Origin of the sequence: Palleniella intestinalis, from assembly GCF_013166595.1 — a bacterium.
GTDB classification, from domain to species: domain Bacteria; phylum Bacteroidota; class Bacteroidia; order Bacteroidales; family Bacteroidaceae; genus Prevotella; species Prevotella intestinalis.
On sequence record NZ_JABKKG010000003.1, the window covers coordinates 462,609 to 481,804 of the forward strand.

At 38.9% G+C, this 19,196-nt stretch carries 20 protein-coding genes; 7 read left to right on the forward strand and 13 right to left on the reverse strand.

Annotated features, from left to right (window positions below):
• Positions 1-334: 334 nt before the first annotated feature.
• The 5 genes from HPS57_RS06505 to rplU form a co-directional block, all read right to left on the reverse strand.
• Positions 335-1,696, reverse strand: coding sequence for a WG repeat-containing protein (locus tag HPS57_RS06505; protein WP_172181342.1), 1,362 nt, complete (start codon positions 1,694-1,696; stop codon positions 335-337).
• Positions 1,697-1,753: 57 nt separating this feature from the next.
• Positions 1,754-2,419, reverse strand: a complete 666-nt coding sequence (locus tag HPS57_RS06510) for a DUF4276 family protein (RefSeq protein WP_172181344.1) — start codon at positions 2,417-2,419, stop codon at positions 1,754-1,756.
• Positions 2,413-3,621, reverse strand: coding sequence for an AAA family ATPase (locus HPS57_RS06515; protein ID WP_172181346.1), 1,209 nt, complete (start codon positions 3,619-3,621; stop codon positions 2,413-2,415). Before HPS57_RS06515 ends, HPS57_RS06510 begins: the two co-directional genes overlap by 7 nt.
• Before the next feature lie 210 nt (positions 3,622-3,831).
• Positions 3,832-4,095: a 50S ribosomal protein L27 gene (gene rpmA, locus HPS57_RS06520; protein WP_135940793.1), complete on the reverse strand. Its 264-nt coding sequence runs from the start codon at positions 4,093-4,095 to the stop codon at positions 3,832-3,834.
• Between the two features lie 20 nt (positions 4,096-4,115).
• On the reverse strand, positions 4,116-4,433 hold the full coding sequence (rplU, locus tag HPS57_RS06525) for a 50S ribosomal protein L21 (RefSeq protein ID WP_172181348.1): 318 nt from the start codon (positions 4,431-4,433) through the stop codon (positions 4,116-4,118).
• Positions 4,434-4,958: 525 nt separating this feature from the next.
• Between rplU and rd the strand changes: the two genes are divergently transcribed.
• Positions 4,959-5,120, forward strand: a complete 162-nt coding sequence (gene rd / locus HPS57_RS06530) for a rubredoxin (RefSeq protein WP_172181350.1) — start codon at positions 4,959-4,961, stop codon at positions 5,118-5,120.
• A gap of 98 nt (positions 5,121-5,218) precedes the next feature.
• On the opposite strand, the gene HPS57_RS06535 is transcribed toward rd, so the two are convergent.
• A complete protein-coding gene (locus HPS57_RS06535) occupies positions 5,219-5,539 on the reverse strand; it encodes a heavy metal-binding domain-containing protein (RefSeq protein WP_135940796.1) in 321 nt (106 codons plus the stop codon).
• A 777-nt stretch (positions 5,540-6,316) separates the two neighbouring features.
• Between HPS57_RS06535 and HPS57_RS06540 the strand changes: the two genes are divergently transcribed.
• Both HPS57_RS06540 and HPS57_RS06545 read left to right on the forward strand, forming a co-directional pair.
• Positions 6,317-8,017 (forward strand): leucine-rich repeat domain-containing protein, encoded by a 1,701-nt coding sequence (locus HPS57_RS06540; RefSeq protein WP_172181352.1) that lies wholly within the window; start codon positions 6,317-6,319, stop codon positions 8,015-8,017.
• Positions 8,018-8,086: 69 nt separating this feature from the next.
• Positions 8,087-9,985: a leucine-rich repeat domain-containing protein gene (locus HPS57_RS06545; protein WP_172181354.1), complete on the forward strand. Its 1,899-nt coding sequence runs from the start codon at positions 8,087-8,089 to the stop codon at positions 9,983-9,985.
• 914 nt (positions 9,986-10,899) lie between these two features.
• Here the strand turns inward: HPS57_RS06545 and HPS57_RS06550 are convergent.
• The 6 genes from HPS57_RS06550 to HPS57_RS06575 form a co-directional block, all read right to left on the reverse strand.
• Positions 10,900-11,661, reverse strand: coding sequence for a hypothetical protein (locus HPS57_RS06550; RefSeq protein WP_172181356.1), 762 nt, complete (start codon positions 11,659-11,661; stop codon positions 10,900-10,902).
• Positions 11,658-12,704, reverse strand: a complete 1,047-nt coding sequence (locus HPS57_RS06555; RefSeq protein WP_369811461.1) for an AAA family ATPase — start codon at positions 12,702-12,704, stop codon at positions 11,658-11,660. The genes HPS57_RS06550 and HPS57_RS06555 overlap by 4 nt, the downstream gene beginning before the upstream one ends.
• A 408-nt stretch (positions 12,705-13,112) precedes the next feature.
• Positions 13,113-14,084, reverse strand: a complete 972-nt coding sequence (locus HPS57_RS06560; RefSeq protein ID WP_172181360.1) for a hypothetical protein — start codon at positions 14,082-14,084, stop codon at positions 13,113-13,115.
• Positions 14,085-14,261: 177 nt separating this feature from the next.
• Positions 14,262-15,083, reverse strand: coding sequence for a metallophosphoesterase (locus HPS57_RS06565; protein ID WP_172181362.1), 822 nt, complete (start codon positions 15,081-15,083; stop codon positions 14,262-14,264).
• Positions 15,080-15,847 (reverse strand): hypothetical protein, encoded by a 768-nt coding sequence (locus tag HPS57_RS06570; RefSeq protein WP_172181364.1) that lies wholly within the window; start codon positions 15,845-15,847, stop codon positions 15,080-15,082. The genes HPS57_RS06565 and HPS57_RS06570 overlap by 4 nt, the downstream gene beginning before the upstream one ends.
• The gene (locus tag HPS57_RS06575; RefSeq protein WP_172181366.1) at positions 15,841-16,803 is read right to left on the reverse strand and encodes a helix-turn-helix domain-containing protein; all 963 of its coding nucleotides are present in this window, start codon (positions 16,801-16,803) and stop codon (positions 15,841-15,843) included. The genes HPS57_RS06570 and HPS57_RS06575 overlap by 7 nt, the downstream gene beginning before the upstream one ends.
• A gap of 507 nt (positions 16,804-17,310) precedes the next feature.
• Between HPS57_RS06575 and HPS57_RS06580 the strand changes: the two genes are divergently transcribed.
• The 4 genes from HPS57_RS06580 (at position 17,311) to HPS57_RS06595 (ending at position 18,893) form a co-directional block, all read left to right on the forward strand.
• Positions 17,311-17,784 (forward strand): hypothetical protein, encoded by a 474-nt coding sequence (locus HPS57_RS06580; RefSeq protein ID WP_172181368.1) that lies wholly within the window; start codon positions 17,311-17,313, stop codon positions 17,782-17,784.
• A gap of 22 nt (positions 17,785-17,806) precedes the next feature.
• The gene (locus HPS57_RS06585) at positions 17,807-18,118 is read left to right on the forward strand and encodes a DUF4134 domain-containing protein (protein ID WP_172181432.1); all 312 of its coding nucleotides are present in this window, start codon (positions 17,807-17,809) and stop codon (positions 18,116-18,118) included.
• A gap of 87 nt (positions 18,119-18,205) precedes the next feature.
• Complete coding sequence (locus HPS57_RS06590) at positions 18,206-18,562, forward strand: DUF4134 domain-containing protein (RefSeq protein ID WP_172181370.1); 357 nt, start codon at positions 18,206-18,208, stop codon at positions 18,560-18,562.
• 28 nt (positions 18,563-18,590) lie between these two features.
• Positions 18,591-18,893 (forward strand): DUF4133 domain-containing protein, encoded by a 303-nt coding sequence (locus tag HPS57_RS06595; RefSeq protein ID WP_072066805.1) that lies wholly within the window; start codon positions 18,591-18,593, stop codon positions 18,891-18,893.
• 174 nt (positions 18,894-19,067) lie between these two features.
• Here HPS57_RS06595 and HPS57_RS14430 read toward each other — a convergent pair whose 3' ends face one another.
• Positions 19,068-19,190 carry a hypothetical protein gene (locus HPS57_RS14430; protein ID WP_256378278.1) on the reverse strand — a complete coding sequence of 41 codons (123 nt, stop codon included), beginning with the start codon at positions 19,188-19,190 and terminating at the stop codon, positions 19,068-19,070.
• Positions 19,191-19,196: the final 6 nt, after the last annotated feature.

Consider the following 19,196-nt stretch of genomic DNA (forward strand, 5'->3'; position numbering starts at 1 on the left):
CACATGCTGCCAATCTCCTACCTTACCATGCTGCAGTATTTATAAAAGATTGTAGTTTATTTTTTTGGGGCAGTCGCCACTGAAGAGATGCTTGATGGGAAAGTAACGCCACTAGTAGCCTGTTTTTAGCTTGTATTATATTATATTTATAATTTCTATAATGTTAAATTTTGATATGAAACCTCGTTTTTCCACTGAAAGATATGGAAATATTGAATATTTTGTCGTATCTTTACAAAGTACAGCGTATTTTGACATTGGGATATGTTTAAAGTTTGGTCATTATAATATAATAAACCTTTTGAGAAAAATATTTTTCAGTTTAAAAACATCATTAATATCCTAAAAACTCGCAGTCACCATCAAAGTAATCAGGCATATCTCCATATTGACCATCTGTTAAGGCATCCCATGTGTCTCGCATCATTTCTTGTCTACTATAATTATGATGTTCTTTATAATAATATGATTCCCCAATAGTCTTTTCTACACCATTTTCATGAGCAAGAAACTTGCCAGAATGGATATGCTTTATATCATCATAAATACACGGAAAGCGTTCAAATCCTGTTAAATTCAAAACTCCCCATTTGCCATTTTTAGAAACGATCCAAAAACTGTGATCTAAATGAAAATTATCGAAATGGTATTTGTCTATGATATATCCACCTTCAGTGACGTAGCCAATACTACCATTCTTTTTGAAATAGATGAAATCAAATTGTTTTGGCTGGATTCTTTTGGGACCAATGACATAATCCATTTCATCGCAATTTGAGATTATACATTTACCGCTAATAACATCATATAAAGCAAATTTGTTGTTTTTTTTAGTAATGACAAATATTATATTAACATACTTTCCTGATTTGCCGTCACTAAATTTTATTTCGATATATGGTTTTTTTATTCCATCATATAAAATTATCTTATTCAGATATGGCTTTACAACTGTTTTTCCATAATTATCTAATAACCCATACTTGCCATTTTTATATGTAATATAGAATCCTTCTAAAAATCCACCCAATTTAACACATTTGTCATATTTGTCAATGGGTACTACTCCATAGAGTTTTTGGTTTTCAAAATAAATATAGAAATTGTAACCTAATAATTTTGTTGTTAAGAAATTATTGTAATTTTTATGGAAGCTATTTATTGTGTATACTGCATTTACAAGTACAATTCCATTATTGTCTATTATGCCATATTTGCCATTATTTTTAAATGAAAAATATTCATCAGAGTACCAAAGAATTTCGTCGTATTCCTTAGATTCTGTTCTATTTGTATAATTGAATAGAAATACTCCTGTTTCTGATGTTACGATAAATAAGTCCAAATTTAGATGTTCCTTATTTTTGTATGTGATACTTTTGAAAGAAGTGTGCAAAATAAATTTTCCATTGTTATCCATTAAGCCATATCTATTATTTTTTTCGCATAAAAAAAGTTCATCTGATAATTTTAAAACACAATCGTATTTAGAACATGGAAATTTTTGGTAAAAATTTCCATATTCATCAATAAGGACATCTTTTGAAAATTTACTATAAAAAATCCAATATAATTTTTCCCCATTCATACCAAGATAAGGATTCTCACGAAATCCGCCCCATTTGCCTTTTAAAAATCCTTTATTATCAATGTAATAATTTGTTTTTCTTACGATATTTATTTTACGTTTAGCCATAACTTCTTTTATGAAAATTAGTATGTTTAATTCTAATGTTTACTTGTAAATATATGGTCAATGTGATTGGACATAATTTATAAATCTTTTTATTTCATTCGTTTGTTCTATAAGTAGGTGTTCGTCCAAAGAGTTTAGAAGTGATGGTGATGTTTTCAGTTTGCCATATTTTACTTTTTTCTTCACTCCATTTTTGTTGTAATTGAAAAAGTGTGAGATGATTGTTGATAAAACCTCATCAGAATGTTTTATATTTTCAACATGTTTGCCTTTTAGAAGTTTATGGTCTGATATGGCTGTCTCTTTATGTTTGCGAATATATTGTTCGTATGCACCCCACTTTTCTATAGCATTCGGTTGACTAAGTATCCATGCTTCCATTTGCTGTATCATAAAGAAAATTCTTTCTTTACTTTCATTTGGTACTGTAATATGGGATTTACCTTCTATGTTTTCTAATTTGTCATAGAATAATTTAATCGTGCTACAGTCGCCATCAAGATCCGTAAAAAGATATGTTTCAGAATTATGTGCAGATAAAAACTGGTTTACAGAGTTACGATTTGAAGTTGACATAATTACAGTAATGCCAATTTCATCACCTAATGCTGCTTTGAATATTCGATGAAGGGAACGGCGAAGACTTTCCGTATTCTGTGTAACCGTTTTTGCTGCATTCTCGGTGTAAGCACCGCCCTCAACAATAATTGTTATGTCTACCATCTCTTTGCACCTATTTGACCATTCATCCACATCTGTCCTGGAAGATATTCGCCTTCCCAATCTGGGAAATCATCCTCAGTAACTCGTTTGATAATAGATTCGTTCTCTTTGTTTTTCTCAAAGATTATAATGTCATCCAATTCAAACTGATTCAATAGCAAAGGCGAGTGTGTTGCCATAATAATCTGACTATTACGACTTGCTTCTCTCATCATCTCTGCAAGTAAAGAAATCATATCAGGATGTAAGCCTCCCTCTGGTTCGTCCAGTGCTATGAAATCACCACGCATGGGATTAAAGAAGATGGTCATCAAGAGAATAAAACGTAATGTACCGTCTGACATATGTAATGATGTTACAGTGCGTGAAAGATTCTTTTCTGAAATGGATAAGAAAAGTTGACTACCGAAATTGCGGAATTCTATACTTTTGTAAGCAGGGTTGACTTCGTTCATTGTTTCTTCAATGCGTTTGAAACTATTACTGTATTCATTACGCAAATGATTTAGTAAATGCACGAGATTGTCGCCATGACGTATTAATTTTGTATTTGAACTATATTCACACGGACGACGCAAAATACTATTTGTACTTGTGTCAAAATGTCCATAAAGGCTCATGCTTTCTACTGCTTTCCTTATTATATAAGTGGGCAAGAAACGTTGCGGGTCTGTAATTTGTCGTAAAACCAACTCCTGCCCTGATAATTCTCCATTCCTATATTTTTCATTGCGTATTTGACCACCACCTTGTCTAACACTGATAAGTCCGATTCCATTACTGAATTCTAAATAACGGAATGTACCTTCCATTTTTTTATTTTGTGAGAGAAGACTCTCACTTATCATGTATGAGGATGACAAACGGCTAATTTTTATAGTATAGATAACCTCAGACTTAAATGGTGAACTTTTGTTTATACTTTTCAAATATTTCTCGTCGAATACATAAGTAACTTCAATATCACCATTTTCTTGCTCGCCATTAAAATTTACAACATTTGAAAATCCTCCCCATAGTTTTTGGAAAACAGATTCAAAACCAATGCCTACTACACCTTCATACAATAGGCGTAATGCATTTATAACTGATGTCTTTCCACTACCATTTATGCCTAAGAGGATATTCAGTCCATTATTCAACTTTATATCTGTTCTTTCGTGAAAAGAAAAAAAGTTCTTAAGAATTATTCTTTTAATCATAGGTCACTTCAAATTTGCAAACATTTGAATCTTTTTAAATGCAAAGTTAATGTATTTTATTTAGATTATATAATTAAATATGAAAAAAAATGATAATTTGTTTTTTGCAGGCATTTAAAAGCAAGAAACCTGCTCTTCGCGAGAAAAGCAGGTTCTTGTGTTTGTTTGGAATAAGTGTATTTTAATAAATACTATGTGTTTGGAGTTGGTTTATGCTTCTGCAGCAGGGATAACAGACACGACAGACTTGTCGTACTTTCCTCTGTGGAAGTTTACTGTACCGTCTACGAGAGCGTAGAGAGTATCGTCCTTACCCTGTGCTACATTTTCGCCCGGGAAATGCTTGTTACCACGCTGGCGAACGATGATGTTGCCTGCGATGCACTTCTGACCACCCCAAATCTTGACGCCGAGTCGCTGTGAAGCTGACTCGCGTCCGTTCTTAGAACTACCGACACCTTTTTTATGAGCCATTTCTAAAGTCCTCCTCTGATTTAAGCGATTACTGACTTGATAACAATCTCTGTGTACTGCTGACGGTGACCGTTCTTCTTGCGAGAGTCCTTGCGGCGCTTCATCTTGAACACGATAACCTTGTCACCCTTAACGAGCGGAGTGACAATCTCAGCTGTAACTTTCGCACCTTCTACGGTTGGTGCACCTACCTTGACTGCGCCGTCAGCATCTACGAGCAGTACTTTCTCAAACTCAACAGCCTGGCCTTCCTCAGCCTCCTTGATGTGCTGCACGAAGAGCTTCTTGCCCTCTTCAGCCTTGAACTGCTGACCGTTGATTTCTACAATTGCGTACATTGTTTAATTGTATTGTGAAATTATCGGATTTTCTCCGTAAGGCGTTCCACATCGTGCGGACACTTGATTGAGCCTCAGCGGATATAATCATTTGCTTGCATCTTTGATGTGTGAAGTTTTTTCTCAAAAACGCAAAGCGGATGCAAAATTACTAAATATTCTTTGAATATTAGTTTTTTGCTGCATATCGTTCTTTATATTTAGTAAAGTTTAACATGGATTGCTGCATTCTTGCCTTTTGAAATCGCTGTAAATGAGGGATGAACGTGCAGCATGGGTTGTTTGTCGGCGGTGGGGTGGAGGTGATGTTTTTTAATTTTATATAACGGAAATGTTTTTGGGGCTGTTGTATGAAGATATTAAAAACAATATGATTAATGTTTAAATAATTTAGCGGTATGATTTTTTATGCTTATCTTTGCACCGTAAAACATTCATGACGCAATGCCGAGGATGATAATTCTCTTTGAGTTTCTGCGCATGCTGTTGGAACTTTAGTATTAATCATTTAAAAACAACAAGGCTATGAAGAAGTACGTATGTGATGTATGTGGTTGGGTTTACGACCCGGAGGTTGGAGTTCCTGAGGCAGGTATCGCTCCCGGTGTACCATTTGAGGAATTGCCGGAGGATTTTGAATGTCCTCTGTGCGGTGTAGGAAAATCAGATTTCTCTGTGGAGGAATAATTTGATAGAAGAAAGCTTTTTAGTGGAGGCTGTCCGGCTTTTGTAGCAGGGCAGCCTCCACTTCATTTTGTTTGGGTTGGTCTGAAGGCAAACGGTTGTCAGTCAATGACTACGGCAGTGCCGCTTGTCGCAACCATAAGCATTGACGAGCTTTCGCCGATGGTCTCGTAGTCGACATCAATGCCGACAATGGCATTCGCTCCAAGCTGTGCTGCGCGCTGCTTCATTTCTGCCATTGATGTCTCGCGGGCTTCCATAAGCACTTTTTCGTAACTGCCGCTGCGTCCGCCGACAATGTCGCGGATGGATGCAAAGAAGTCTTTCATGAAATTAGCTCCGATAATTGTTTCTCCTGCCACAATACCTTTGTATTCGCGTATTGTGTGGCCTTCGATTGTTGGTGTTGTTGTAAGTATCATATTCTTAAGTTTAGAGTTTTTATGCTGATAGCAAATATTATGCAAGCTGGGTGCAACCGGATTTGTATGGGACAGCCGATGTGCATTTATTCTATACAAAGGTACTGAATTTTTCTGTATAATGGATGAATTTCCAAAGAAAATAAATGTTGGACTTCAAAAAACAGGAAGATATGCCCTTTCTGGTCGGATGTTTTTGATAGAAAATGCGGTTTTATTTGATTTTTTTTATTTTAGAGGCATGTAATTATATTTTTTTTTGTATCTTTGCATCGATTTCCTCATTGTCCTCTAAATGGAAGCACCACCCCAAGTGGAACTCTGGTAGAGGGACAAGCAGCCTACGCCGGGCGGAAGCATGAAGCTCTATGCAAAATAGGGCGGCATGCCGAAGCGGGTATTGGGTGGGAAACACGACATAATGGAAAGGCGTTTACTTGACGCTTGTCTTTGGCTGTACGAATCTCGCAAATTCAAATCCTGTCAGAGAAAAGCAACGGTAGATGTCCAGGGGTGTGAAAGTTCGCATCCCTTATGTGGTTTTATACGCATGCGGCAGTCCGTGTGTGTAGGCGTGGCTACATAAGGGTATGTTGTCTTCATATCGGCGTGGGCTCTGACGTTGTTCGTTCTACAGGATTGGGCAATGCGAGAGCCTCGTACAGCGGGATGAACAACAGGTAGGTTCTCCACGCTTTTTTTTGTGCCGTCAACAGAGAGATTTATATTTGTACCGGGCTTGTTTAGGAGAGCGCAGGCCGCAAAATCTATTGCGACATGAGAAAAACTTTTCTATTCGTTTTCATGGCATTATTCATCACCTGTGTTTGCCATGCACAGACTGCGTTCTATCAAGGTTTCCGCTACAATCTCAAGAAGGAAGACAAAACGGCATCTCTCGCTTCTGTTGGCTCAGAACCAGGGGCTGATGTTGTTATTCCGAGCACTATCAAGGTCGGAATAAACCATGGTATCACCTCTTCAAAATGGACAGACTCAACTGGCAAATGGAGCTGCAGTGACAATGGTTGCACATTGGAAGAGACAATTCCATTTATTGAATCTTGGAGTAATGACTACAAATACGAATACACTGTTCGGTGTACTTTTCATGGTTCAGGAGCCATTAACTTTATTATAACTCTCCTCAGTGAAGACTATAGTTCAGAAGGAAACAACATGGGTTCCAACCATATGCTGAATGTTGGTAAACTGGATCAAGCGTGTACAATGTATGACTACTCTGTGAGATACGACGGTAATGCAGGCACAGTTTCTGCACTGGTTGAAGTGCCAAATGAAGGGGAACACTTCGTTGAGTTCTATTTCCGAAGACAGGTGTTTTACAACAAGATACCTGACCTGCATTACAGAGCTGTATCTTTGGCCCTTGCTCCGGTGGAACAGCCTACTGACTTTACAGTGACATCAATAGGAAAGGGAGCTTTCAGTGATTGCAGTTCGCTGACAACTGTGAGTGTTCCGGAGACAGTGACGACAATAGGAGCCGAAGCTTTTTCCGGATGCTACAATTTGAATTCTCTAAAATTGCCGGAGGCATTGACAACAATAGGAGCTGAAGCTTTTTCCGGATGTTCTAATCTGAATTCTCTAAAGTTGCCGGAGACATTGAAGACAATAGAATACGGAGCTTTCTCAGGATGCCGAAATCTGAAGTCTTTAAAGCTGCCTGACGAAATAGGGTATATAGGAGAAGCTTTGTTCAAGAACTGCAGTTCGCTGACATCAATGAGTTTCCCTAACCAAATCACAACGATTCCTGCTTCGACATTCATTGGTTGTTCGTCTTTGGAAAGCGTGGAATTACCTGAGAATCTGAAAATCATTGACTCTGGAGCATTTCTCGAATGCATAGGCTTGAAGGAAATAACTCTTCCACAAAGTTTGACAGTGCTGGAGTCATGGGGTATGAAAGGATGCTCATCACTGGAGAAACTTACAATTCCCGAAAATGTAGAAAGCATTGGCACTATCTGCTTTGGCTACAATGACAATCTTAGAGAACTGACATACAATGCACGGAACTGTACTAAATGTGGCTTGCAGGATTTCCCTATCCTGAAGTACACTCCAAAACTTACAACTTTGCACATCGGTGAGAATGTGGAGTCAATACCATTGTATGCATTCAGCGGATGCTCTTCTCTGACTGATATTTATATACATACTCCCGCTCCTCCGGCAGCGCTTGACTTGGCTTTCCTTGACATTGACAAGGGAAAATGTCGTCTGCATGTGCCCACAGGCAGCGAAGATGCATACAAGAATGCGGACGGTTGGGACGATTTCTATAATGTGACAGCCATTGAAGGTGTGACTATGGACGGACAGAAGAGACCGCTGCATGTCTATGACCTGACGGGGCGTCATGTCTGTACTGTCATGAAGCGTGATGAGTTGCAGGCACTGCCAAAAGGGGGGTACATTGTCAACGGACAGAAAGAGATAGTGAGATGACAGCCTTTATAAATAATATAAAGGTGTAGTCTTTGTTTTTTATATTTATTATTTCTAATTTTACAAATCATGAAACGGAAAGTTTTATTTCTTTTCAGCTTGCTCGTTGCCTTTGCGACGACGCTGGCTGCAAAAACTGTGCCCAATGCTGGGCTTATCTCTTCAAAATGGGAGAAGGTGTGCGACAATTACGGAATATGGGATTTGGTCGATGGTGTTTACATCTACCACAAATCTGTGAGAACAAGGGTCCCGGGAGACAAAATAAGGTGTAAATTCAAGTCGGACGGTCCTGTAACGTTTAGGCTCAGCACCAAAAGGGATGTGAACTATATGGGGCGCTTGTATATTGTTGCCGGTCGCATGGACACATCATGCAATGAAACAACCACAGACCTCGAGGCGACAACCATAGATGCCAATGACGAGCCGATAACCGTGACTTACTATCCTACCGACACCGAAGAGCATAGTGTTGAGTTTGTCATCTGCACAACATCACCGTTCATGGATGTGGGACAGTCCACATGCTCTGTGATGTTGGAAAAAGCACCAGTCTTTGATTTTGAATACAGCAATGTCGCTTATGATTTCCTGTCGCTGGAGGACAAGACCGTTCAGGTGGTTGCCGGTGGCGACTATTCCGGAGAGGTTGACATCCCGGCTTCAATCACTCCTGACTTCAATGAGAAAATAACTTCATCGAAATGGGAACAGTTGAGTGGCAGCTGGACATATAATGGAAACGCTTACGAGATAACACCGACAGAGACTGGCGAATATCGTATGCGCTATACCTTCAAGTCACCGGAGCAGGTGTTCTTTGTTCTGGAAAACATGGGACTGAAGTCACAATCTTACCTGCTGGTTGGCAAACTTGATACAGAATGCACCAAGGATAACTATGCTATCAGCTTCAAAGATAAGGACAACTCCGGACTGACCAAGCATATTGTCACTCCGGCTGACGGTGAGGAGCATTTTATAGAGTTCCTGTTTGTAGCCCAACAGCTCTCTACCGGTGAAAAGCCTTATGGAGCAAAGGTGGCGCTGATGCAACCGGCACGTTATTTCGTAACTACTGTAAAGAAATGGGCATTTCAGGCATGCAACGAACTTACCAAGGTGACAATAGGCGACAAGGTGACAACAATAGAGGAAGAGGCATTCCAGAAATGCACCGCTCTTGTTGATGTGACATTGCCGGAAAGTCTCACCACTCTTGGTACAGCTGCATTCCGTGGTTGTACTGCACTGAAGGACATCTCTGTGCCAGGCTCTGTGGAAACCATAGAGATGAATGTGTTCGCTAACTGCTCATCATTGGAGAATGTTGGCTTCAATGAGGGGTTGACAAAGATAGCTTCCATGGCGTTCGAGAACTGTACGGCTTTGGATAATCCGGTTTTCCCTTCAACACTGGCAACAATTGTGGACTATGCGTTCCAAGGTTGTACTGGTTTGAAAACATTGACAATTCCGGAGCAGATTCAGACTATATACGAAGGCGCTTTCAAGGACTGTTCCTCTCTTGCCATTGTAAACTACAATGCCACAGAAGCTAACAAAATATCCAGTCTGACATTTGGCGGTTGTAAGTCTGTTTCGACTGTTAACATCGGTGCCAACGTGAAATCTATACCTGGGAAACCTTTCTATGGGACATCAGCTGTTAAAACTGTCAACGTTTTTGCTGTGACACCGCCTGTCGCTGATTCCGAAGTGTTCAACTCAAAAACTTGGAGTGGCACACTATACGTTCCAAGTGACGCAATAGATGCTTACAAAGCGGCGTATCCATGGAATCAATTTAGAACCATCAAGGCAATGGAGTCAACTGCTATCACCGCTTCAACTGTTGAAGCTACAGCCGTTGGCTCTCCTGCATATAACTTAAGCGGGCAGCAGGTAGACGGTAATGCCAAAGGCTTCGTTATCGTCGGTGGAAGAAAGGTTGTAAAAAAGTAATTCTCTAATGCTTTGAACTCTTAGTCAGTAATTTTGTTATAGTATTTTATAATTAGGATTTCTCTTTTTTATCCGCACTTGCGGTTTTCTGTAATAGAAAAAGTTCATTAAGAAAACAGGCTGTAATCACTGGGTATCCATTGAATTACAGCCTGTTTTTTTATTATGTTTTTAAGTTCCGCTTATTCCTCAACAGCAGCCTGCGCGGCTACTAACAAAGGTTGAATATCAGTATTTACGTCAAGTTCGGGAAACAACTGGGAAACATTTTAAGCACATTTTGCGCATTCTGCACGCATACTTCTATACCTATGTTTCCTTATAATCCTAAAATGTTATCGACAATGTAAAAGAGCGCATTCAAAGCAAATCAAGCGAGATGTTAATAAAACACATTCTGCTTGTTTTCCATGCAAAGTTAACGATTATTTTTTAAACAAAGCAAGCCTACCACTTAAAATCACTTTTATTCATATTAAATGCATTATTTTGCATTCATATAGCTCTCAAACCAACAAATCCATTCCTAATATATGGGGTTTCAGTAAAAAGAAAAAGGGACTAAACATTCTCGCTACAGGTTTAGGTTTAAGTTTAATTTGTCTTATATATATAATAAGGCAATAAACCTGTCTGTTCTAAATCAAGTTTACTTTTATAAGTTTAGAAGTGCATGTATATATACATGGGTAAACCTAAACCTTAAACTTGATTTGAGTCGTTCATCAATACTTCCAACTTTTCTTTTTACCGAATGATTGTTTATTCTATTATAATAAAGATTCGTCAGAAAATGTGTAATGTGTGTTGCAATGAGACATATAAAACAAGCAGTGTCAAATTATAATAGTTAAGCTTGACACTGCTTGTTTTTATTTATGTTCATTAAAAACTGATTATCTGTGCTACATTTCCTATTTCATATACTCGTAGATGAAAATAGGAAATGAATTTAATACAGCTACACTTCTATTAGGTTTTACATGGAGCAAGATTTGCCTCTCGAAGATTGACAACTGATTGATTACAGACTTCTCTGTTGGCATCGTATTTACTCCGGTTATGAGTAGGTTTGCTTTGCTGACATTCATCTGCTTAAGATATTGCCAGTTGTCTTTCACCTTGATGTACTTCTCTTTGGTCGGTGTTTCGCCATCTTTGAACAATATGTGGTCGAGACTATTATAAGCCGAAAAATCACGAGCCAGATGTTTGAAATCCTTGCATTGTTCTCTACTTACGACATAGTTGACATAATCCGTATCTGGAAGTTCCTTGGTATAGCGAATAGACTCAATCATCGGGTAGTTGATATAGAGTTTTCCGTTCTCGGTTTCGTCGGCAAACAACGCCAGCATCTCTTCTACTCTTCGATTGATTTCTTCAAGCGAAAGTTGCGAGTTTTGGAAGTCGTAGTCGAAGAAAAGAAATATTTCCGAAATGTCAGAACTTCTAATGCCGTTCAAGGTGGAATCACCCCTTGTAGCCAAGCGTTCTCGCATGATAGAAACAATATCCCCAGCGTCTTCATATTCCTTAAGCTCATTGTAAAGATCATATATGTTATTCCTGAAAGAACAAATGATATTGTCATTCACTTTCGGGAAGTAAAGTCTCTCCAATGTTCTATACAAGCGAGGCTCCCGCTCACCACCTTCAAAAATAAATAGAATCATAAGCCAAAAGTTCCGCCTCTATACAGTTTCTCCAAATTATGAGCAAAACGAAGTTCCTTGTCCGTCAAGTCGCAAATAGCCTTTATTTCGTTGTTTCTAAGAATAAAGAAGCAATCTGGACGAAGCAAGTCATTGGAAAGAAGGTATGTGTCGTGTGTGGTTACGAAAACTTGGTTGTTGCCTTCAAACAAACGCTTACAAATCTTATACGAGAGTTCGTGATGATAGAATGCATCAAACTCGTCGATGAATACGAATGAAGCATTGCTCATTTCTTTAAGCCAGTAGTACTGTAACTCAAGGTTTTTGGTACCAGTAGATGCAACCCATTGGAACGGAATTCTCACGCCATTCATTATGCAGAATAAAATATTGTCGCCCTGTGTGTTAGGTGCAAACTCATAGTCTTGTCCACTTACTTCTTTCAAGTATGCAGCGAAGTCGCCTGCGAGGTTGTTCTTTATGATATACTCTTCCACGTTGCTGCCTCCTTCCTTCAAGCCAATAAATTCACGATAATCGAGACTTCTGAAGAATAGCATATTCTCTACGAAATCGCGAAGTTGTAGCAGGGCATGATCTTTGGGAAGTGGCACAGAACTCAATAGATAGTTTACTATAGAAATGTTGTTGGCACTATCTTTAAGATTCTGGATGGCAACGGCGGTCAAACCGAATTCTTCGGAAATAGCAAGCTCTTCTTTGTCTTTTACGAGAACCTCTTTGTTGTCAATAGTCAGCTTTTCGCTAATAATATCGCCTTTAAGTTCTGATGCCACTTTACTGTAACTGTATGCAACAACATGGTCGTCGAAATCAAATGTGTAATCGAATTCGACAGGCTCGCTGTGGCATGAAGCACAAGCATAGTTAAGATAGTAATCTGGCTTCTTCCACTTGTGAGAAAGATGGTTGGCGATGTCGAATATTGCCAATCCGAAGTTCGACTTACCAGCTCCATTCGGTCCGTAGATAATGCCGTTCTTTACAATGCCATTACGTACAGCATCGTTATTGAACGTATAATTACTCGGATGAGACAAGTCCCATTCGATACGATTCTTAAATCCTCTATAGTTCTTAACTGCAAATTTCGTTAACATGACAATATTTATTAGTGAATATTTTGGCTACAAAGGTACAAAAAAATAGCGTATCCGTAAATAAATTACGGCACATATTGCCGTTTACTGCAATTATTTAACAATTTACATTGGTTTACAACTGGATAATGTCTAAAAAATACGCCAAAGTCAACTTTGAAATTTCTGAAAGATACATCAATTAAAAGAGATAAAAAACAGAAAGATTCTCTATGAGCATACTGATTGGGGACACACATGGCGTTGTCTATCTTCACATTATAGTGTATTTTTCTAATCCTTCTATTGTTTTTCAGACGAAAGAACTATTGCTCGGCAAAATTGATGTAAACATCATTCTGCTCTCGCCTAACCGTTCCATTCTGTTTCATTAATTAAACGTTCAACTTCGCCTTCCACTCGTGGGTCTTCGTCCTCACGTAGAGAAATGGCCAAAGATAATCTGTCCACCCATTCTGTTTTTGCTCCTATTGCGGTGACAGGTGGGTATTTCCATGCTTCAATCATAATGTTGCCATCAAATTCGTTTGGGCACACCAAAATTCCAGATGATTTGAATTCCCGTAGTTGTTTGACAGGTACCATGACCATTCTTTCCGAATCAGGATTCAGCCATGTGTAATGTGCAAGGGCGTTGATGCCACATACGGGGAAATGGTCGTCAGAAAGCATGTCGTCACAGTAAATGCGTTCTTCCACAGGATTAACGAGGAACGACTGGGCTTGCTTCCACAGTTCCATTCCTTTCTTGGCAAAGTGAATAACCTTCCGCTTAGAGCCTCTAGATACTTTTTCGCACAGCCCCAAGTCTTCGAGGCAAGTAATACCAAGTGTAATGCTTGCATATGAATACGGAATTTTGTCCTCAATATCACGTGCTGCCAATCCTTCGATACTCTCTATCTGTAGATGATAGAGCAGCAGGTACTGTGCGACAGGCGTTAAAACCTTAGCTTGTTTGGTTTTACGAATGCGCTCATTAGCAAGAAGCATTGGCAAATGGACGTATTTGTCAGATACAACGAAATACACGTCTTTATCGATTAGTCTCTGCCGTTCATAGGCTGGACAAGTTGACAACAAAAAGACGGTTGGAAGCTGGAATAACGAAGTAAGGTTGTTTGCAGTAACAGACAAGCTGCGTGGGGTAGCTACTTTATCTTTAGGTTCTGCGAATAGCAATGGCATACCATGAAACTCTCCATCGAAGAACTTGTACGACAACATTTCTCCGATAGTAACACCTTTCATCTGCACCTTGCTTCGTTCATGCAGCTGTATAGGTCTTCCTAATATGGTTATCTCTTTCATTTTAACCATTATGCTTTATTTTAATACACCATTAAAACGATGCAGATGTATTTACAATAATTTGAGAAAACTAATGTTTTGGGGACAAAGAAAATTGTGCTGACAATCAAGTTTACCCATTCCCATACGTTTCTACTCCACCAAATAGACTTGCAGTCTACTTATCTTTTTTCTTTGACTGAAAAATTAAGGAGTAAGCTCAATCAACTCCATTATATCTAACATTTTAAATAGAACACCGTTGATGGTAGAATGCCAACTTTGATGAAAATGCCCATAAAACCAATGAGTAATCGTATTGCAATCTGTTTTTATGGCTTCGTATATTGCATCCATTGTTTCGCGTTCATTCTGCACATCAGCCAATAAACAATCATCCCTTAATGCCCATAGCTGCAGTTCTTTTTTATCTTGCAGTTCGCAGAACGTTGGTGCTGTATGAGTGACGACCGTGTCAATTTTGTACAGAGAGGTAATTTCAGATAAAACCTTCTCATTAAAGACAGGAGCTTCATCCTGCCAATAGTTATTGGTTGTAAAAGAGTTGTCCGCTATAGTTCTGTCATCATACCCATGCATCTTACTTTTACCATACTCCCAGGACTCTTTCCTTGATTGACGGTCGATAGATATTGCTCCACCAACACAGAGTATGGTGTGTCCATTGGCCTTAACTACAGAGTAGTCAGGAATAGCGATAAATCGTTTGTGGCAGAAAGCCTTGCCTTCAAAATATGCAGGATTGTCGTGATTGCCACGTATGAAAAGGAACCAATTGTTGAATTTGGCTACTCGTTCGATGTTGCGTTTAACTATGTTTTCATAATACCCCTTTCTTTCAAAGCCGAATCCACAATCTCCGGCTACAATGATCAGAGTGTCTTTCATCTGATATTGTATGCACACTTTATTCACGAGGAGATTAAAGTCCCCGTGAATATCTCCACATATGGCAACATTGCGGCACTTTGGGAAATCATAAATATTGGGATATGTAACAGTATTCATCTCAGAAAAGCAGTATTGATAAGTTCAAGGAGTCGTTCGGCATCCAAGCCTCTAAGCCCTGCGTTTTTGAAGAAATCGGAATTTGGAAGTTCTCCTACTCTTTGATAAAAGTCATTCATATCGTTTTTCAATTTTTCAGGGAGTGTAAAATGAGAATCCTGCGGCAGCATAGCAATGAGTCTAAAAACATCTTTCTTATGCTTCTCAATGTCTCGACTATCTACCTGTTCGCCTTCTGCTTTTCTATCCAACATCTCTGTATATGCTTTAGCTTTCAAACAAATTAGAGCTTCAGGACTAGCTACATGGATGTCGTCAATATTTCTGCTATGCTCAATCGTGAATGCATAGTAGTCGTCATCCATTAGAATTGCAGACAGACTGGAGAGGTCTTCTCCAACACTTATCGGCTCTATATGTGCATCTGGCGGAAGGTTTAGAATGCCTGTATTTCTTGCAAAAAGCTCTATTTGCTTCGGGTAAGTCTTGTCTTGAGGGTTGGTAAAACGATAATATTCGTGTTTGAATTCGTTTTCACCTTTGCTTCGGTGACCATAATTGGCTGCTTTGATAAAATTCCACAAACGTAATCCAAAATCAGGTGTAAGAGCTTCAACAACAAGTACAAGGTCAAGATCCTTTGTTGCACGAGGATTCATATCAAGTTCTTCTTCAAGCAGATTGCACGCAGCCCCACCTATTAGCACATATTTGTCTTTATAATCATTGAAGTATTCCTTCCAGCGTTCAATTCCAGTTACCATTTCATTTCTTCAATTAAAGTATCACATTCTAATTGTATTCTTTCATCATCGCTTTCTTTCATGCACAGATAAAGCGAAAGTTTGTCAACTATTCCGTTTTCTGACAACAACGTCGGAGAATATTTCCATACTTCAACTTTTATATCCCCGTATTGTTTGCTCATTATTGCGGCATTCTCTTTGGCTGTCACTTTGTCGATTGCAAGAACTGGGGTTGTTGGCTCAGCAAGCATGGTATAATGTCCCATTGCTGTTTCACCAGACATCAAACTTCCTATCGGTTTTATGTCAGTGAAAAGAATGCGCTCTATAGGAGACGACATCAACGGAAGGGATTTATTCCATAATTCCATCTTGTTCAATATTATTTGGACAGATTTCTGTTTGCCTCCAATAAGTGTAATTATATTATTGGTTTCAAGCCACCTTAGAGCGACATTAATTGTTGGGTACGCTAAACCTACAAGCTCTGCTATTTCTGAAGTATTCAAGCCATCAATCGTACTCTTTTCTAGATGATAGAGTACAAGCATCTGAGCAACAGGGGGCATTTTATTAGGCATCACCTTAGACTTGTTCCTCATTTTGCGCAGCACAATGAGAAGACTAGGAACGAAAACAAGTTTATCTGGCACAATGAAATTAACTTTGGCATGAGTTAGCCTAGATAGATTGTATGATGCAACTGACTCAAGAGCAAATACAACAGGATGGTGGAATACCCCCATCATCTTTGTCTGATGTTTGGACAACTGCATCGGAGAAATGTTATCAAACTCAGTGGGCACCGCTATGGTAACTATCGTCTCCATAAACTCAATATCATAAAGAGTATAGCAGCAAGCAATTGCTAAAGGAAGTTTACTATCATTCTTTTTTTCATGAATAAACATCCTTATTTCACTACCTGTCAGTTCGGCAAGAAAATCTATTACCTTGTTAATATTATATTTCATATTGCATATTATATCAATAGAGATATTTCATGCAAAAGTACATATAATAACTTAATTAACCAAACCTTTTCAATGAAAAGCACTCGACAATTATTTGATTTTATGGATTTACATATACTTTGCAATCTAATTTCAAATATTTTCTCATGAATGAGCAAATGATGTTACCATCCTCCTTTGAGGATAACATTATTGCATTATGACTTTTCACACCTCCGTGTTTCTTCGTAGAATGACTCAAACGAAGACAGGGTAATCATGCTTCATAATGCTATGTTGCCATCAACCTTATTACCACTATTCCGAAACTTTATAGTATGATTATTGAAAGATTATCATACTTCTTTCATAATCTGTGTTAAGACTGAACTGGTTTTCTGTATGTTTTTTCGTCAATCATATAAAAGTCTGTTCCTTTGCAATGCTTTGGGAAAATCTCCTACCTTTTGGAGACTGATTCTGAGTATGATAATAATTAAAGGATAATAAATAAATATCAGATTGAAAATGTCAGGATTTGTAATTTTTGTACTCGTCCTCACCTTTGTCTATGTGGTCTACTTTGCAGTAATGATCACATTAGACCTACATGGTAAGAAGGATGAAAAGAATTCGGAAGAAGAAACCTATGATGTCGGTGATATGACCAACGAGGAACAGCCTGTTGCAATCGAAGAGAGCAACGACAATTCTGACGAAGGTGATATGACCTTTACCGAACAAATCACAGACGATGGGCTAAGGGTTGTTAACCCAACTAGGAATATAGCTCCCCACTTTTCTTTTACCGAAGAACCAACAATGACAGAACAGTCACCATCAACGACCAGCGAAGAACTCAATGAGAGGAATGATGAAATGATGGAGCATATAGACCCTGCCCATCAATACAGTTTCTATTCAGATGAGTTCATGCAAAGTCTCAACGATAAGCACAACACCCGAAAAATAGAAAAGAAGAATGCCAGAGATAAATTGTAAAAAGAATCATTTGTTTGCCATAATGCTAACATGTGCCATGCTCTTCCAGCCAATGTTGGCATCTGCCAAGTGTGGCGGTGTCGATTACAGCTGGGGAGCAGACGCACTGAGCTATGCTCATGATTTTACGGTTACAATGATGCTCTATATTGTCTATCTAGTATATGCCATCGCAGCAATAGTAGCCATTATCGGAGCTTTACAAATCTATATAAAGATGAATACTGGCGAAGGTGATGTAACCAAATCCATCATGATGCTCATTGGTGCTTGCCTTTTTATGATAGGTGCGACAATCTTGTTCCCTGCATTCTTCGGTTACAACATAGTATAAGGTAAAAAGATTAGGATAACAAAACATCTCAACCTGCAGGAGAGATAAACGTATGTAAAATTTCAAGTAAACATCAAAAGAACGCAAATGAAGAAAATCAAATTTTTCGCAAAGAACTTATTCAAAGCCAAGCGCATGAAGACGCTCGCAATGCTCCTTCTCTGTGGGACCTTGGCGACCTATGCTCAAAACGCAGCAGGTGACTATACCGCTGGTACAGATGCCCTTGCAACCGTGACGGAAGAAATCGCCAAGTACATTCCATTCGTCGTTAAACTCTGTTACGCCATTGCTGGTGTTGTTGCCGTAGTGGGCGCTATCAGCGTTTACATCGCCATGAACAATGAGGAGCAGGATGTCAAGAAGAAGATTATGATGGTTGTAGGCGCATGTATCTTCCTTGTTGCTGCAGCTCAGGCTCTGCCTTTGTTCTTCGGTCTCTAATCTATGGTTCAAGCATTAGGAATACATCATGTCAGTAGAAGTAAACGAAAATCAATATGTAAGCTATCCTATGTTTAAGGGTCTCCAAAAGCCACTTGAATTTATGGGGTTCCAGGGACGTTACATCACCTGGGCAGCATGTGCCGTTGGTGGAGCCATTCTCGGCTTTATCATAGCATATTGCATCCTTGGTTTTGTAGTAGGTCTCGTGGTTCTTGCTGTTTCTCTCAGCTCTGGAGCTGCCCTTATCTTCTTCAAACAGAAGAAGGGATTGCACACAAAGAAGGAGGAGCATGGTGTGTTCATCTATGCTTGTTCGCATAGAATGTAATCAAACAAAATTCAAATGTAAACAAATGAGCAAGTGTGTTGAAATCTGAATAGTGTTAATCGGTAGGCTCACCCTCTCGCAAGGATGGGCCTACCTTTATTTATACTTATCAAAATGAAAGATTTGACAATCGTTATAAATACAGAAATCGGTGCTCGATATGTGATGATGCCATCAGAGTTCTTGGTTTCCATTGCCCAAGCCAATGAGGTCATCTTTGTATGCTTCCATGAAATAGGCACCGGCAAACTTCTTCATACTGTTTTTCTCTTCGTAGAAGAAGATGAAGAAAAACATATTCGT

What these genes read in the sequence shown, in the direction of transcription:
- HPS57_RS14430 (WP_256378278.1), bottom strand. Translation starts at nt 19,190, where the DNA reads ATGTTTTTCTTCATCTTCTTCTACGAAGAGAAAAACAGTATGAAGAAG.
- HPS57_RS06595 (WP_072066805.1), top strand. Translation starts at nt 18,591, where the DNA reads ATGTCAGTAGAAGTAAACGAAAATCAATATGTAAGCTATCCTATGTTT.
- HPS57_RS06540 (WP_172181352.1), top strand. Translation starts at nt 6,317, where the DNA reads ATGAGAAAAACTTTTCTATTCGTTTTCATGGCATTATTCATCACCTGT.
- HPS57_RS06510 (WP_172181344.1), bottom strand. Translation starts at nt 2,419, where the DNA reads ATGGTAGACATAACAATTATTGTTGAGGGCGGTGCTTACACCGAGAAT.
- HPS57_RS06535 (WP_135940796.1), bottom strand. Translation starts at nt 5,539, where the DNA reads ATGATACTTACAACAACACCAACAATCGAAGGCCACACAATACGCGAA.
- HPS57_RS06565 (WP_172181362.1), bottom strand. Translation starts at nt 15,083, where the DNA reads ATGAATACTGTTACATATCCCAATATTTATGATTTCCCAAAGTGCCGC.
- rplU (WP_172181348.1), bottom strand. Translation starts at nt 4,433, where the DNA reads ATGTACGCAATTGTAGAAATCAACGGTCAGCAGTTCAAGGCTGAAGAG.
- HPS57_RS06585 (WP_172181432.1), top strand. Translation starts at nt 17,807, where the DNA reads ATGCTAACATGTGCCATGCTCTTCCAGCCAATGTTGGCATCTGCCAAG.
- HPS57_RS06590 (WP_172181370.1), top strand. Translation starts at nt 18,206, where the DNA reads ATGAAGAAAATCAAATTTTTCGCAAAGAACTTATTCAAAGCCAAGCGC.
- rd (WP_172181350.1), top strand. Translation starts at nt 4,959, where the DNA reads ATGAAGAAGTACGTATGTGATGTATGTGGTTGGGTTTACGACCCGGAG.
- HPS57_RS06545 (WP_172181354.1), top strand. Translation starts at nt 8,087, where the DNA reads ATGAAACGGAAAGTTTTATTTCTTTTCAGCTTGCTCGTTGCCTTTGCG.
- HPS57_RS06560 (WP_172181360.1), bottom strand. Translation starts at nt 14,084, where the DNA reads ATGGTTAAAATGAAAGAGATAACCATATTAGGAAGACCTATACAGCTG.
- HPS57_RS06550 (WP_172181356.1), bottom strand. Translation starts at nt 11,661, where the DNA reads ATGATTCTATTTATTTTTGAAGGTGGTGAGCGGGAGCCTCGCTTGTAT.
- rpmA (WP_135940793.1), bottom strand. Translation starts at nt 4,095, where the DNA reads ATGGCTCATAAAAAAGGTGTCGGTAGTTCTAAGAACGGACGCGAGTCA.
- HPS57_RS06505 (WP_172181342.1), bottom strand. Translation starts at nt 1,696, where the DNA reads ATGGCTAAACGTAAAATAAATATCGTAAGAAAAACAAATTATTACATT.
- HPS57_RS06575 (WP_172181366.1), bottom strand. Translation starts at nt 16,803, where the DNA reads ATGAAATATAATATTAACAAGGTAATAGATTTTCTTGCCGAACTGACA.
- HPS57_RS06580 (WP_172181368.1), top strand. Translation starts at nt 17,311, where the DNA reads ATGTCAGGATTTGTAATTTTTGTACTCGTCCTCACCTTTGTCTATGTG.
- HPS57_RS06570 (WP_172181364.1), bottom strand. Translation starts at nt 15,847, where the DNA reads ATGGTAACTGGAATTGAACGCTGGAAGGAATACTTCAATGATTATAAA.
- HPS57_RS06515 (WP_172181346.1), bottom strand. Translation starts at nt 3,621, where the DNA reads ATGATTAAAAGAATAATTCTTAAGAACTTTTTTTCTTTTCACGAAAGA.